The 14,235-nt window shown below is 46.3% G+C and carries 9 protein-coding genes; 7 read left to right on the top strand and 2 right to left on the bottom strand.

Annotated features, from left to right (window positions below):
* The first annotated feature begins 113 nt into the window (after window positions 1–113).
* The 3 genes from pflB (at window position 114) to adhE (ending at window position 6,211) form a co-directional block, all read left to right on the top strand.
* On the top strand, window positions 114–2,342 hold the full coding sequence (gene pflB / locus P2A85_RS21455) for a formate C-acetyltransferase (protein ID WP_377475400.1): 2,229 nt from the start codon (window positions 114–116) through the stop codon (window positions 2,340–2,342).
* Window positions 2,343–2,518: 176 nt separating this feature from the next.
* On the top strand, window positions 2,519–3,259 hold the full coding sequence (pflA, locus tag P2A85_RS21450) for a pyruvate formate-lyase-activating protein (RefSeq protein WP_377475399.1): 741 nt from the start codon (window positions 2,519–2,521) through the stop codon (window positions 3,257–3,259).
* Between the two features lie 345 nt (window positions 3,260–3,604).
* Window positions 3,605–6,211: a bifunctional acetaldehyde-CoA/alcohol dehydrogenase gene (adhE, locus tag P2A85_RS21445; RefSeq protein ID WP_377475397.1), complete on the top strand. Its 2,607-nt coding sequence runs from the start codon at window positions 3,605–3,607 to the stop codon at window positions 6,209–6,211.
* 557 nt (window positions 6,212–6,768) lie between these two features.
* Here adhE and P2A85_RS21440 read toward each other — a convergent pair.
* The gene (locus P2A85_RS21440; protein ID WP_377475396.1) at window positions 6,769–7,191 is read right to left on the bottom strand and encodes an EamA family transporter; all 423 of its coding nucleotides are present in this window, start codon (window positions 7,189–7,191) and stop codon (window positions 6,769–6,771) included.
* A gap of 36 nt (window positions 7,192–7,227) precedes the next feature.
* Between P2A85_RS21440 and P2A85_RS21435 the strand changes: the two genes are divergently transcribed.
* Window positions 7,228–8,427 carry an FtsW/RodA/SpoVE family cell cycle protein gene (locus P2A85_RS21435; RefSeq protein WP_377475395.1) on the top strand — a complete coding sequence of 400 codons (1,200 nt, stop codon included), beginning with the start codon at window positions 7,228–7,230 and terminating at the stop codon, window positions 8,425–8,427.
* Window positions 8,428–8,475: 48 nt separating this feature from the next.
* Here P2A85_RS21435 and P2A85_RS21430 read toward each other — a convergent pair whose 3' ends face one another.
* Window positions 8,476–9,138: a Crp/Fnr family transcriptional regulator gene (locus P2A85_RS21430; RefSeq protein ID WP_377475394.1), complete on the bottom strand. Its 663-nt coding sequence runs from the start codon at window positions 9,136–9,138 to the stop codon at window positions 8,476–8,478.
* A 316-nt stretch (window positions 9,139–9,454) separates the two neighbouring features.
* On the opposite strand from P2A85_RS21430, the gene P2A85_RS21425 reads away from it, so the two are divergent.
* The 3 genes from P2A85_RS21425 to P2A85_RS21415 all read left to right on the top strand — a co-directional run bounded on the left by P2A85_RS21425 (window position 9,455) and on the right by P2A85_RS21415 (window position 14,144).
* Window positions 9,455–10,891, top strand: a complete 1,437-nt coding sequence (locus tag P2A85_RS21425; RefSeq protein ID WP_377475393.1) for an RNA-guided endonuclease InsQ/TnpB family protein — start codon at window positions 9,455–9,457, stop codon at window positions 10,889–10,891.
* A 138-nt stretch (window positions 10,892–11,029) separates the two neighbouring features.
* Window positions 11,030–11,929 carry an Hsp33 family molecular chaperone HslO gene (gene hslO, locus P2A85_RS21420; protein WP_377475392.1) on the top strand — a complete coding sequence of 300 codons (900 nt, stop codon included), beginning with the start codon at window positions 11,030–11,032 and terminating at the stop codon, window positions 11,927–11,929.
* A gap of 46 nt (window positions 11,930–11,975) precedes the next feature.
* Entirely contained in the window at window positions 11,976–14,144 is a 2,169-nt protein-coding gene (locus P2A85_RS21415) for a tetratricopeptide repeat protein (protein ID WP_377475391.1), read from the top strand.
* Window positions 14,145–14,235 lie beyond the last annotated feature (91 nt).

The following is a 14,235-nucleotide window of genomic DNA, read 5'->3' as shown; positions in this document are numbered from 1 at the left end:
TTTGTAAAAACCTGACAGCATTTCCATGGGAGATGATGGGATAGATATATAATGGATACAAAAGATGAAAGAGCGACATCTTGAAAACAAGTCCTAAATAGGAGATTAAAGCTATGTATGCAGAATGGTACGGCTTTACAGAAGGGAGTTGGACAAAAGAAGTCAATGTCAGGGATTTTATTCAAAAGAATTACACACCCTATGAAGGGAATGCCGAGTTTCTAGTAGGAGCAACGACAAGGACTCAGAAGCTTTGGCAAGAAGTTTTGGAACTGATGAAACTAGAACTTCAAAAGGGTGTATTGGATGTTGATACCAAAGTACCATCATCTATTATAGCCCATGACGCTGGATACATTCATCGGGAACTCGAACAAATTGTTGGTTTGCAGACAGATCAACCTCTGAAACGCGCTATCATGCCCTACGGTGGGATTCGCGTGGTCAAAGCTGGTTTGGAAGCCTATGGCTATCAGCTCGATCCGCAAACTGAAGAGGTTTTTACTAAATATCGCAAAACCCATAATGACGGCGTGTTCGATGTCTATACCCGTGAAATGCGGATGGCGAGGCGTTCTGGGATTATCACAGGTTTACCCGATGCTTACGGGCGCGGGCGGATTATTGGGGATTATCGGCGCGTGGCTTTGTATGGAGTCGATCGCCTAATTGATGACAAAAAAGCTCAGCAAGAATCCCTCGAACTCGACATGATGGACGAGGAAACAATTCGCCTGCGGGAAGAGTTATCAGAACAGGTGCGGGCTTTGTTTGAACTCAAGGAAATGGGGGCGAAGTACGGCTTTGATATTGGTCGTCCGGCGGGTAACTCCCAAGAGGCTGTGCAATGGCTCTATTTTGGCTATCTAGGCGCTGTCAAAGAGCAGAATGGGGCGGCGATGTCCCTGGGTCGAGTATCCACGTTTTTAGACGTATATTTCGATCGGGATTTACGCAGTGGAGCGAGATCGGAAGTTGACTTGCAAGAACTGATCGATCATTTTGTAATGAAGCTGCGGATGGTGCGCTTTTTGCGGACTCCTGACTATAATGCGCTGTTTTCCGGCGATCCCACTTGGGTAACAGAAGCGATCGGCGGCATGAGTGCAGACGGTAGAACTATGGTAACAAAAAGCAGTTACCGATTCTTGCACACACTCTCAAATCTCGGCCCAGCACCAGAACCAAACCTGACTGTATTATGGTCAGAACATTTACCAGAAAACTTCAAAGAATTCTGTGCTAAAATTTCCAGCGACACCAGTTCAATTCAGTACGAAAACGATGATTTGATGCGCCCCACCTATGGCGATGATTATGCGATCGCCTGTTGCGTATCAGTGATGCGAATCGGTAAACAGATGCAGTTTTTTGGCGCAAGGGTGAACCTGGCAAAAACTTTGCTCTATGCTATAAATGGCGGTAAAGATGAAAAATCTGGCGACCAAATAGCACCTCTATTCGCACCAATCACTGCCGAATATTTGGATTACCTAGAGGTAAATGAACGGTTGCAGCAAATGATGGCGTGGCTAGCAAAAGCCTACATCAATACGCTGAACGTCATTCACTATATGCACGACAAATATTGCTACGAAAGGCTGGAAATGGCGCTGCACGATCGCGATGTTTACCGTACAATGGCTTGCGGCATAGCGGGCTTGTCGGTGGTGGCTGACTCCCTCTCCGCGATTAAATACGCCAAAGTTAAAGTAGAAAGGAACGAGCAAGGTTTGGCGGTGGATTATCTAATTGAAGGCGATTATCCGCAGTATGGGAATAATGACGATCGCGTTGATAGTATGGCGATCGACATAGTGCAACGATTCATGAACGAAATTCGCAAGCACAAAACCTATCGTAGCGCAGTACCTACTCAGTCAGTCCTGACGATTACTTCCAATGTAGTCTACGGCAAAAAAACAGGCAGCACTCCCGATGGACGCAAGGCGGGAGAACCCTTTGCACCCGGTGCCAATCCCATGCACGGACGAGATTCTTGCGGCGCGATCGCCTCGCTATCTTCTGTGGCAAAATTGCCCTATAGTGACTGTCAAGATGGTATCTCGAATACCTTCTCAATTCTGCCCGCGGCCTTGGGAAGACTCGAAAGCGATCGCACTAATAATCTAGTTGGTTTACTCGATGGCTATTTCCATGATGGCGGTCATCATATTAATGTTAACGCCCTCGATCGCACCACCTTACTAGATGCAATGGAACATCCCGAAAACTATCCTCAATTGACGATTCGCGTATCTGGCTATGCGGTTAATTTCATCAAGCTGACTCGCGAACAACAATTAGATGTGATTAAACGGACTTTCCACGAACGTGTCTAGATAGCAATCCTAAACGAGTGGTAAATGCTTTGGCTTCGACTTCGGCTTCGACTACGCTCAGCCTACGCGGTTCCTGAGCGTAGTCGAAGGGTCGAAGGGTCGAAGTGTCGAAACCCAAACCAAGCAAAAAAACTATTGGGGAGCATTGCTTTCAAACCTTAGTAACTAAAAATTTCATGTCAGGAATTGGACGCATTCATTCAATCGAAACCTTTGGTACTGTTGACGGGCCAGGAATTAGGTTTATTGTCTTCACTCAGGGCTGTCCTCTGCGCTGTCTCTATTGTCACAATCCTGATTGTCGCAACGCTCATGATGGTAAAGAAGTTACAGTTGATTATCTGATTAATGAAATCAAAAAATGTAAATCTTACCTTCGGAAAGGCGGCGTGACTGTCAGCGGTGGCGAACCCTTGATGCAGCCTGAATTTACGAGAGAGATATTCGATCGCTGTCATCAACTAGGCTTGCATACGGCCCTTGATACATCTGGCTATTGTGGTTTAGAAATTGCCAAACCAGTTCTAGAAATGACCGATCTAGTTCTACTAGACATCAAATCTTACATTCCTGAACTCTATTACAAAGTTACCAATGTTTCCATCGAGCCAACTTTAGCAATGGCAAAATATCTCAGCGAGATTGACAAACCCACTTGGATTCGATTTGTGTTGGTTCCACACCTCACCGATAATATTGAAAACGTGGAGAAGTTAGCAGATTTTATCGCGACTCTCAAAAATGTGGAAAGATTGGAAGTTCTACCTTTTCATAAAATGGGGGAATATAAATGGGAACAATTAGGGCTTGGTTATGAGCTGAAAGATACACCACCCGCTTCGGCTGAACAGGTTCAGCAAACGGTTGATATTTTTCGCGATCGCGGGATAGAGGCGATCGGGGCGATCGCACTTTAGTTAAAGTTGGCTCGATCCCCCCTAGCCCCCCTTAAGAAGGGGGGGACAGGAATCTTCTCAAAGTCCCCCTTAAGAAACGGGGGGACAGGAATCTTCTCAAAGTCCCGCTTAAGAAACGGGGGGACAGGAATCTTCTCAAAGTCCCCCTTAAGAAACGGGGGGACAGGAATCTTCTCAAAGTCCCCCTTAAGAAACGGGGGGACAGGAATCTTCTCAAAGTCCCCCTTAAGAAACGGGGGGACAGGAATCTTCTCAAAGTCCCCCTTCTTAAGGGGGATTTAGGGGGATCTACAATCTCAGAATTTCACGACAATTTCACAACAATAAAGCCGAGGAGAATTGACAATGAAAGTCACCAACATTGATGAATTGAAACTGTTAATTGAAAACGTAAAAGCAGCACAAGCAGAATTTGCTACTTTTACTCAAGAGCAAGTCGATCGCATTTTTAAACAAGCAGCTTTGGCTGCTAATGCTGCGCGGATTCCCTTAGCCAAAGCAGCGGTAAAAGAATCAGGAATGGGCGTAATCGAAGATAAAGCCATCAAAAATCATTTTGCCTCAGAAATGATTTACAACAAATACAAAAATGATAAAACCTGTGGTGTAATTGAATCAGACAAACATTTTGGCTACGAACGCATTGCCGAACCCGTGGGACTCCTAGCTGGAATTGTGCCTGTCACCAATCCCACTTCAACCACTATTTTTAAGTCTTTGATTGCGCTTAAAACTAGAAATGGGATCATTTTTTCGCCCCATCCCCATGCTAAAGAATGCACGATCGCAGCGGCAAAAATTGTGCTGGATGCGGCAGTAGCGGCGGGTGCTCCACGAGATATCATTGGCTGGATTGATGAGCCAACAGTGCCACTTTCCCAAGCTTTGATGCAAAACCCCGATATCAAGCTGATTTTGGCAACAGGCGGGCCTGGGATGGTGAAAGCAGCCTATTCTTCGGGACATCCTTCGATCGGCGTAGGCGCTGGAAATACTCCGGCAATTATTGATGAAACAGCCCATATTCAAATGGCGGTGAGTTCGATAATTTTGAGTAAAACCTTTGATAATGGCACGATTTGTGCTTCGGAACAATCGGTGGTTGTGGTAGATGCAGTTTATGAATCTGTCAGACAGGAATTTATCAAGCGCGGTGCTTATTTCCTGAATTCTGAAGAACGGGATCGAGTTCGTCAGGTGATTTTAACCGATGGACATTTGAATCCGAAAATCGTTGGACAAACGGTGAGCAAAATTGCGGAAGTTGCGGGGTTGGAAATACCAGGGAATACTAGAGTTTTGATTGGGGAAGTAGAGGCGATCGACAAAGATGAACCTTTTGCTTATGAGAAGCTGTCACCGATTCTGGCGATGTATCGCGCCACTGATTTTCATGATGCTGTCGAAAAAGCAGAAGCCTTAATTTTATTCGGGGGACACGGACATACTTCGGCGCTGTATACAGCCCCTAGCAATCAGGAACATATTCGTTATTTTGAAACCAAGGTGGAAACTTCGCGGGTGCTGATTAATACTCCATCTTCCCAAGGGGCGATCGGGGATCTTTACAATTTCCGTCTCGATCCTTCTTTGACTCTGGGCTGCGGTAGCTGGGGCGGTAATTCCGTTTCGGCGAATGTGACACCTCATCATCTGCTGAATATCAAAACTGTCGCCTCCCGTCGGGAGAATATGCTATGGTTCCGCATTCCCCCGAAGATTTATTTCAAATTTGGCTGTTTACCAGTAGCGCTGCGGGATTTGGCGGGGAAAAAACGGGCTTTAATTGTTACCGATCGCCCTTTATTTGAACTCGGATTAACCAAAGAAGTTACTGATAGTTTGGAAGAAATCGGCATCGCTCACTATACTTTTTATGATGTGGAACCCGATCCTTCCTTAGCCACCGTGCGTAAAGGTTTAGCAATTTGCAATAGCTTTCATCCCGATGTGATTATTGCCTTTGGTGGCGGTTCTCCGATGGATGCCGCGAAGGTGATGTGGTTAATGTACGAACATCCCGATATTGAGTTTGAAGGATTGGCGATGCGATTTATGGATATTCGCAAGCGCGTTTATGAACTTCCACCCTTGGGAGAAAAGGCAATGATGGTATCAATTCCTACCACATCGGGGACAGGTTCGGAAGTTACTCCTTTTGCGGTGGTGACAGATGAAAAATCTGGTATCAAATATCCCCTTGCAGATTATGCTTTGACTCCAAATATTGCGATCGTCGATCCAGAATTGACGATGAATATGCCCAAACGACTGACAGCCTATGGTGGGATAGATGCGTTAACTCATGCGATCGAAGCTTACGTTTCCGTACTGGCTTCTGAATATACCAACGGATTAGCTTTAGAAGCAATTCGTCTGTTGTTCAAATATCTGCCCAGTGCTTACAAAAATGGTGCTAAAGACCCCAAAGCACGGGAAAAAGTCCATTATGCTGCTACGATCGCAGGTATGGCCTTTGCGAATGCTTTCCTCGGAGTTTGTCATTCCATCGCCCACCAGTTAGGCGGAACTTGTCACATTCCGCATGGTTTAGCAAATGCGCTGATGATTTCCCATGTGATTCGTTACAATGCGACGGATGTACCATTTAAGCAAGCGACTTTCTCGCAGAACAAGTATCCTAATAGCACTTGGCGCTATGCTCAGATTGCCAACTATCTCAACTTAGGTGGCGAGACTGACGAGGAAAAAGTTGAAAAGTTGATCGAAGCAGTGGAAGAGTTAAAACGTCAAGTGGAAATTCCAGCCACAATTCAAGAGGTACTCTTAGAACAAGGTGTCGCCGATGACTTTTTCTTGGCTCATGTAGAAGAAATGGCCGATCGGGCTTTTGACGATCAGTGTACTGGTGCCAATCCCCGCTATCCTTTGATTGCAGATTTGAAGCAGTTACTGATCCAAGCTTATTTAGGTGAAGGCATGACACATTAAAACCCAAAAAAACCGGGTTTTCCGATGGGCAATTTACTAAGCGTAAATATTACCCAAAAACCCGGTTTATGACAAACAGCCTAAGATCCGAGGTGATATCAAATCCGGTAGGTAGCATTCTCCTGTATTCCATTAGTGTCAACTTAAGCCTGAAACCCTTGGTATCTCTTGCTTTTACCTAAGTCTAGATCCCCCTAAATCCCCACCCCCCCCTAGCCCCCCCCAAGGGGGGAAGGGGGACTTTGAGAAGACTCTTGTCCCCCCCTTCTTAAGGGGGGCTCGTTCGGATCTAGATTTAATAGTCAAACAGCAGTCTCTGACTGGGTTTGACGTTAAGTTGACACCAATGCCTGTATTCATCTCTCAATTCTCTCCCTCTGTGTCCTCTGCGCTCTCTGCGGTTAAATCATGACATCGATATTCTACTTAATAGTGCATATAGCAGTCCTAAATGAGTCGTAAAGTTTTTTACCCCACCCCAACCCTCCCCTTATGAAGGGGAGGGAGTAAGAAATTCACAAATGATTTAGGATTGCTATAATCCGATCGCAAATATTTCAATAAGCCGACAGTATCACTGCGATTATCGCGAACAAAACACCAATAATTTGTGGTAATGTAATAGCCTCTTTCAGGAATAAAGCCGATAATAGTATGGTAATCAGGGGGTAAATAGAGGTAACACTGACTACGTTAGCAACTTTACCTTTACCAACAGCTATAAAAAAGACTAATGATGCCACAGTTCCGCAAACCCCAACTAACACAGCAAACAAAATTCCCCTCACATCTCCCTGAAAACTCAAACTATTATTTTGAATAAGAATAAATAAAGTCATTAAGATAGCACCAATTGCTTCATAAAAAAAAGCAGTTTGGTAGTCAACATATTTAGTCGCTAAATTACCGAAAAAACCCCAAAAACCATATAATAGATAACAGATTAACGAGTAAATCAACCAATCTGGTACTGTAATCATCTTTGTTATAGTTTATTGAGATCTTTTTAAAATCCTATGGCTGCTGATATTCGACGCTTCATTCCATTTTTAGACCCCACGGTATCTGAATGGGCTGCTGAGGCCCGCTGGCTGAGATGGCTGACTTTTTTGTGGCTGTTTACTGGGCTGACAGCTTTGTTCTCGGCTTCCTACCCGATCGCCAATTCAGAATTTGGAGATGGTCTTTATTATATGAAACGACAGCTAATCGCAGTGGCGATCGGGCTGGCAGGTTTTAACTTGATGATCTACTCCCCCCTGCGCTACCTAATCAAAACAGCTCAGTGGGGCATTCTCATGTTGCTGGGGTTGCTGTGGCTGACTTTAGCTCCCGGAGTGGGAACCACCATCAACGGGGCGACTCGCTGGATATCTCTGGGCCCTGTTCCGATTATTCAACCTTCGGAGTTGATTAAGCCCTTTTTCGTTCTCCAAAGTGCTCGCATTTTCGGCAACTGGCCTAGATTGACGAATAAAGTTCGCTTTACTTGGTTGGGAATTTTCGGGGCGATGCTGTTGGGAATTTTGTTGCAGCCGAATTTGAGTACCACGGCTTTGTGCGGGATGACTTTGTGGTTGGTGGCTTTGGCTGCTAATTTGCCTGCTTTACAGTTGGGCGCAACGGCTATGGGGGGAATGCTGTTGGCGGTTTTAAGTATTAGTTTTCGGGAATATCAGCGCCGCCGGATTATGTCTTTTCTGAATCCTTGGGCCGATCCTATGCAAGATGGCTATCAGTTGGTTCAAAGTCTGCTGGCGGTGGGTTCCGGTGGTATTTGGGGTGTGGGTTTGGGGATGTCGCAGCAAAAGTTATTTTATTTACCGATTCAGTACAGCGATTTTATTTTTGCTGTGTTTGCTGAGGAGTTTGGTTTGGTGGGAGGTTTCTCGCTGTTGTTGATGTTGGCGGTGTACGCTACTGTGGCTTTGAGGGTGGCGATGAAGGCCCGGAATGTTGAGTCTCAGTTGGTGGCGATCGGGGCGATGGTGGTGATGGTGGGACAGTCGCTGCTAAATATTGGGGTGGCGACGGGGGTTTTGCCGACTACGGGTTTGCCGCTACCGTTTTTTAGTTATGGGGGTTCTTCGATGGTGGCAAGTTTTTTGCTGTCGGGGCTGCTGATTCGGGTGGCGAGGGAAAGTTCGGAGGCTGAGGTGGTTTCTTTGGAGGGACGCGGGAAACCGCCTGGAAAGCCTAAGTTGCGATCGAACTAAAGTCTTCATATCTGACGCACGACGCCGCCAATAACTAATAACCAATAACTAATGACTAATGACCGCTTGAGGTTTGTAACCAAACAAATCGGATGCGGACGCAAAAACATCTTTTTTGAGAATCAAATGACGGTCTTTGTCTCTAATGATTAACTCTTGCTGCTGCAATTTTCCCAGCATTCGCGTTACCGTCACGCGGGTAGTGCAAATCGCATTAGCAATATCTTGATGTGTTAAGCGGATATTTAAGCGAGTCCCTTCAACTACTGTCTGACCGAATTCTTGTTTCAACAATAATAGTAGCTGATACAAACGGTCTTCAACTCGGCGCTGTCCGGCGATTGCCAAAATAGCTTCCATTTGTCGGAGTCGCCTGCCCATTTGAGGCAGCAAATCCTGAGCTAATTGAGGAGAAGCTTCGATTTCTACCATAGAATACCAGATCAAGTAGACATCTGATGTTGCAGTAGCCTGGTAAGTCTGCAAGCTGGTCAACCATAAACCGAAGCACATTGAAGGCCCCGCCCAACCTAAAAGTCCTTCTTCCCCACTTGGATAAAGGGTACTCAATTGCACTAGACCTTGACAAACTTGCCACAGGCCTTGGGACATCAGAGGAATTGTTTCGCCCTTGCCATAAAAATGCAAGTTCCGCTCGATCCCTGTGCTATGCTGGATTTCTGCTAAAGGTGGCTTAGAAGTTAGTGGCATATCTCTTTTTTCCAGCTAAAAAACAGTGGTTTGAGACCTATGGCTCTGACTCTAACGGATGAAGGTAAAGGCTTGGTAATCGTCTGGTTAGCGGAAAGATAAGCTTTGGTTAATTGTTTTAACTACCAGCCGGGAAGTCTAAGGGTATATTCAGAGGGGACGTATCAGAGCGCTGCGCGAAGTACCCCGATTGAATTACCGAGCGTGATGAAAGGCTCGTCGGATGTCGCGGACGGAAGCCGACAATTAGATTGAGTTACCATAAATCAATCTTCGGGAGCATCCTGATTCTCAATATACTTCCTAAGTACAGAAAATGCAACTCACGTATAAGTACCGCCTCAAACCCACAAAAGCCCAATTAACAACGATTGCAGCTCATTTAGAACTTTGTCGCCGACAATACAACTACCGAATCGGCGAAAGGTTTAGATGGTGGGAAGCCACGAGAACACCGATTAACGCCTGTCCCTTAACTGCTTCCATAGTTCCTGTTGAGGAAATTTATCAAAATATTCCCTTAACTAGAGTGCAAACTAGGGACGGCAGGAAAAAAGATGACTCAGGTAATCCTTTAACTAAAAAAGGTGATATTTTCTCGAACATTGAAGGTGGTTACGTGCAGTGGCAAACCATCCAGTTAGCTGACCTGAAAAACACTAAAAAGCTGTTTCCCGACTACAAAGCTTTAAATTCTCAGGTTTTACAGGATGTAGTCAACCGAGTGGAAACTTCCTTTTCAAATTTCACAACACCCGATCAAAACGGTAATCGTAGGGGAAAACCCAAGTTCAAGGGATTTCACTACTACAAATCTTTCACCTATCCTCAGTTAGACAATTTAGATATTGTCAAGGATGAGCAGAATAGAATTTGTATCAACCTTGCTAAGATAGGGCAAGTGCCGATGGTATTCCATCGTCCAATACCAGCAGGATTCAAGGTCAAGACGGGGACTGTTATTCGGGAAGCGGACGGGTGGTATATTTCCCTGACGCTAGAAGATAAGACGGTTCCCGTGACGGTTGTAGAAATTCAACCGACTGATGAAAACACTCTTGGTATTGACTTAGGGATTACTAATTACGTCTATCTTTCCAATGGCGTTCGAGTCGATAACCCTAGATTCTTGAGGAAATCTGCCGAGAAATTAGCAAGGCTTCAAGCAAAGTTAGCGAACAGAGTTAAAGGTTCTAAACCTTGGCAGATGATCGAGAGTAAGATTTCTAGGCTCCATCAGTTCGTAGCTAGAGCTAGATTGGATTTTCAATTTAAAACGGCACAGGAGTTATACAGCAAGTGTGATGTTTTAGTTGTTGAAGATTTGAGCCTAAAGAATCTGACCAGACGCGCCAAGCCTAAAACTGATATTGACAGTGGCAATAACTTGGTTTATTTGCCAAACGGTCAATCGGCTAAAAGTAGCCTGAATAAATCAATGCTTGATGCTGCTCACGGTCAATTTGCCAATGTTCTCAGGTATGTTGCTTGGAAGTTGGGTAAGAGTGTTTTATTTGTTGCTCCGAAGGGAACCTCTCAGTATTGCTGGAATTGCCTCAATAAAGTACCGAAAGAGTTGTCGGAAAGATGGCATTCCTGTCAGTGCGGAGCATCTTTGGATCGAGATGAAAATTCAGCGAAACTTATTAGAAAAATTGGTCTGAGTTACGAAAGTGGCGGGGGAACTCCGTCACTCAAAAAAGCCTTTGCAAAAAAGGAAAAAGAAGCCTGCGGTCTAACTGTACTCAGTTGACGGTCAGGTTTGTTCACAAAAATTAAATAGCGCGATCGGGACAAGTCTGCTACCAAAACTAAATGGCCTGCTACGCCAACCTAAAGGAAGTCCTAAAATGATTGAAGCAGCGATCAAAAGGCAAAAGTAAGGTTTTTCATGGCAGATCAATTAATTCGCGCTACAGCAGCAGACGGCGGAATTCGTGCTGTAGCCGTTATCACTACCCGCCTGACTGAAGAAGCCAGACAGCGGCACAAACTCTCCTACGTGGCGACGGCAGCCCTTGGCCGCACGATGTCTGCGGGACTGTTACTGGTTTCTAGCATGAAGCGACCTGAATCTAGGGTTAATATTCGGATCAAAGGAGATGGACCTCTGGGCGGATTGCTGATCGATGCTGGACTCGATGGTACGGTTCGGGGTTATGTGGAAAATCCAGAGGTGGAACTTCCGCCCAATGCTAAAGGCAAACTTGATGTGGGTGGGGCCATAGGTAATGGCTATTTGTACGTGGTGCGGGATGTTGGATTTGGCTACCCTTACTCTAGTACGGTGGAGTTGGTTTCCGGCGAAATTGGTGACGACCTGACTCACTACTTGGCAACTTCTGAGCAGACTCCTTCGGCTTTGGTGTTGGGGGTGTTTGTTGGAGCAGACGGGGTGCAAGCGTCTGGGGGTGTGTTGCTACAAGTTCTGCCGAAGGCGGCGAGGGATGAAGCACTGGTTACGATTCTGGAGTCGCGAGTTGCAGAGCTTTCTGGCTTTACGCCACTATTGCGATCGGGTAAAACTTTGCACGAGATTCTCGAACAGCTACTGGGAGATATGGGGCTGGAAATTTTCCCGGAAACTCAAATGGTCAGCTTTCAATGTAGCTGTTCGTTCGATCGAGTTTTGGGAGCCTTAAAAATGCTGGGCGAGGCGGAACTTCAAGACATGATTGAAAAAGATGACGGGGCGGAGGCTACTTGCCATTTCTGTAATGAGGTGTACAAGGCTAGCAGCGATCAATTGGCTGAATTGATTGGGGATTTGCGATCGCAGTCCGGCTCTTAGGGCAATAATGTGTAATTGGCAATGGGCAGGAATGGGGCTTTGGCTCTTGACTAATTGCCCATTGCCAATTTATCGATCGCCGGATGCTTCCACAATATTGACTGTGGGTAGTCTTCTGCCTAGTATAAATCAGTCGGCTAGATTAGCTTCTATGAGTCAAGATCCCAAAACACCAGGCCATTGGTCTGCATCAAAATCCTTGGAACCAACACCAGATACTTCATCATTAGTGCCTGTTCCCGCACGGAAAAACCGCGCTGAGAGACTAAAAGAACTCCGCGATATGTTGACTTCGGGCCAAATGCCAGGAGAGCATCCGGCATTACCGCCGAGTTCGTCGGGGGAACATTCCCAGCCACCGGAAGAAAAAAATCCTTGGTGGCTGCGGTGGTCGAAGAAGTGGCAATTTTGGCTGGCGGTGAGTTTGATGCTGTCGGTGGGTCTGGGGTTTGTGGCAATTGCATCTTTGTTCAACCTGACTTCTCAGTCGAATTGCTCGAAGATTTTTTGGCCGACGGCTTCGGCTAACGATCGCTTTTTTTGTGCTCAAGAAGCTGCTAGCAAACGGACGGCGGATGATTTGCTCAGGGCGATCGAATTAGTGAATGCTTTGCCACAGGATCACCCGATGCGGCCGAGAATTAACGGTCAAATCGATCGGTGGGCGGAGGATATTCTCAGGCTGGGAAATGTGAGTTTTCAAGAAGGACAACTGGCGGAGGCGATCGCGATCGCCCGTAAAGTCCCTCAAAATGTTTCTGCTTATCCCATGGTGGAAAAGCAGATTGAAAAGTGGCAGTCTAGTTGGAACGATGCAGAAAAAATTTACCGCACGGCAGAAAACCACTTGCGTAAGGAAGAGTGGGTTCTGGCTTTCCGTGAAGCAACTTTGTTGTTGGATACGGGCAATACTTTCTGGGAGTCCACTAAATATGAGGAAATAACTCAGGCAATTCAGGCGACTAAAGCTGAGGGCAATAAGTTAATTAAAGCCCGAAATAAAGCGGAGGATGGAGGAGTTGATAACCTGGTGACGGCGATTAAGCTGGCTCAGGGAATTGACCAAAAGAGTTATTTGTATCAAGCTGCAAATAAGCTAATCGGGGAGTTGAGTCAGAAAATTTTTGCTCTGGCTCAAAAGCGTTTGGAATCAGGTGATTGGCAGCAGGCGATCGCGATCGCCAATAAGATTCCTGACGGTGGCAGTTTACAGGAACAAGTCAAAGATTTTAATGAGTTGGCTAATGCTACTGGTCAAGCTTTGACAGGTAATGTTGACGGTTTGTCGAAGGCTGTGGCGATGGCTAAAAATTTGAATTCGAGCCGTCCTTTATACAAAAAAGCTCAAGATTTAGTCACCCGTTGGCAACAGGAAATAGCTGATGTGAAAACTTTGGATTTGGCCTCTCGGCTGGCGGCACCGGGAGGGGTGAAGGATTTGAAGGCTGCGATCGCCCAATTGCAAACAGTTCCCGAAGCCAATCCTCGTTCTGGGGAAGCCCGCGCCCTAATTAGTCGCTTCAGCCGTCAAATCGAGCAGATCGAAGACAGTCCGTTTCTGCAAAAGGCTAACGAATTGGCGAATACAGGCGATCCAAATGCTCTGGAATCTGCCGTTGCTCAAGCTAGGATGATCGGTCAAGGTAGAGCTCTGTATGGGGAAGCTCAGACTAAAATTCAAGCTTGGATTGACAGGAGACAGCGACTGGTTGACCAGCCGTTTTTGGACAGAGCTCAGCAGCTAGCGGCCAAGGGCTATTTGACGGAGGCTATTGAGATGGCGAGGCGGATTCGACCGGGAAGGGTGCTGTACGAGCAAGCTCGATCGAACATTCGGACTTGGGATGTTCAGGCTCAAAGCCAGCAAGGGTTGGAGAGTGCTCGTCAGGCGGCTCAAGCTGGGACTCCTGATGCTTTGGAAACGGCGATTTCCTTGGCTCGTCAGGTGCCGGAGGGGAGTTCTCTGCGATCGCAAGCGACTCAGGCGATTGATGAGTGGAGTCAGCGGATTTTGGCGATGGGGATGGAACAGTCTTCGTCGGATTTAGCAGGGGCGATCGCTATTTTGAAGAAAATTCCTGCGGGTACTCGGTCTTTTGATGAGGCGCGATCGCAAATCCAAGTTTGGCAGGACTCGCTGAATCCTCCGGTTGCTGAATCTAGGCCTCCTGTTCCCCCGGAAACTGAGCCGTCTAGACCTCCAAATCGGTTTTAAGGTGGCATCGTCAGGTGATTTAACCACAGAGGGCGCAGAGAACACAGAGGGAGAGAAGAGAGATGAATACAGGATGATGCTACCGGATTTG

Origin of the sequence: Microcoleus anatoxicus (genome assembly GCF_042465725.1) — a bacterium.
GTDB lineage: Bacteria > Cyanobacteriota > Cyanobacteriia > Cyanobacteriales > Microcoleaceae > Microcoleus > Microcoleus anatoxicus.
The sequence above is the reverse complement of the archived record's forward strand: the minus strand, read 5'-3'. Positions and strand labels throughout refer to the sequence as shown.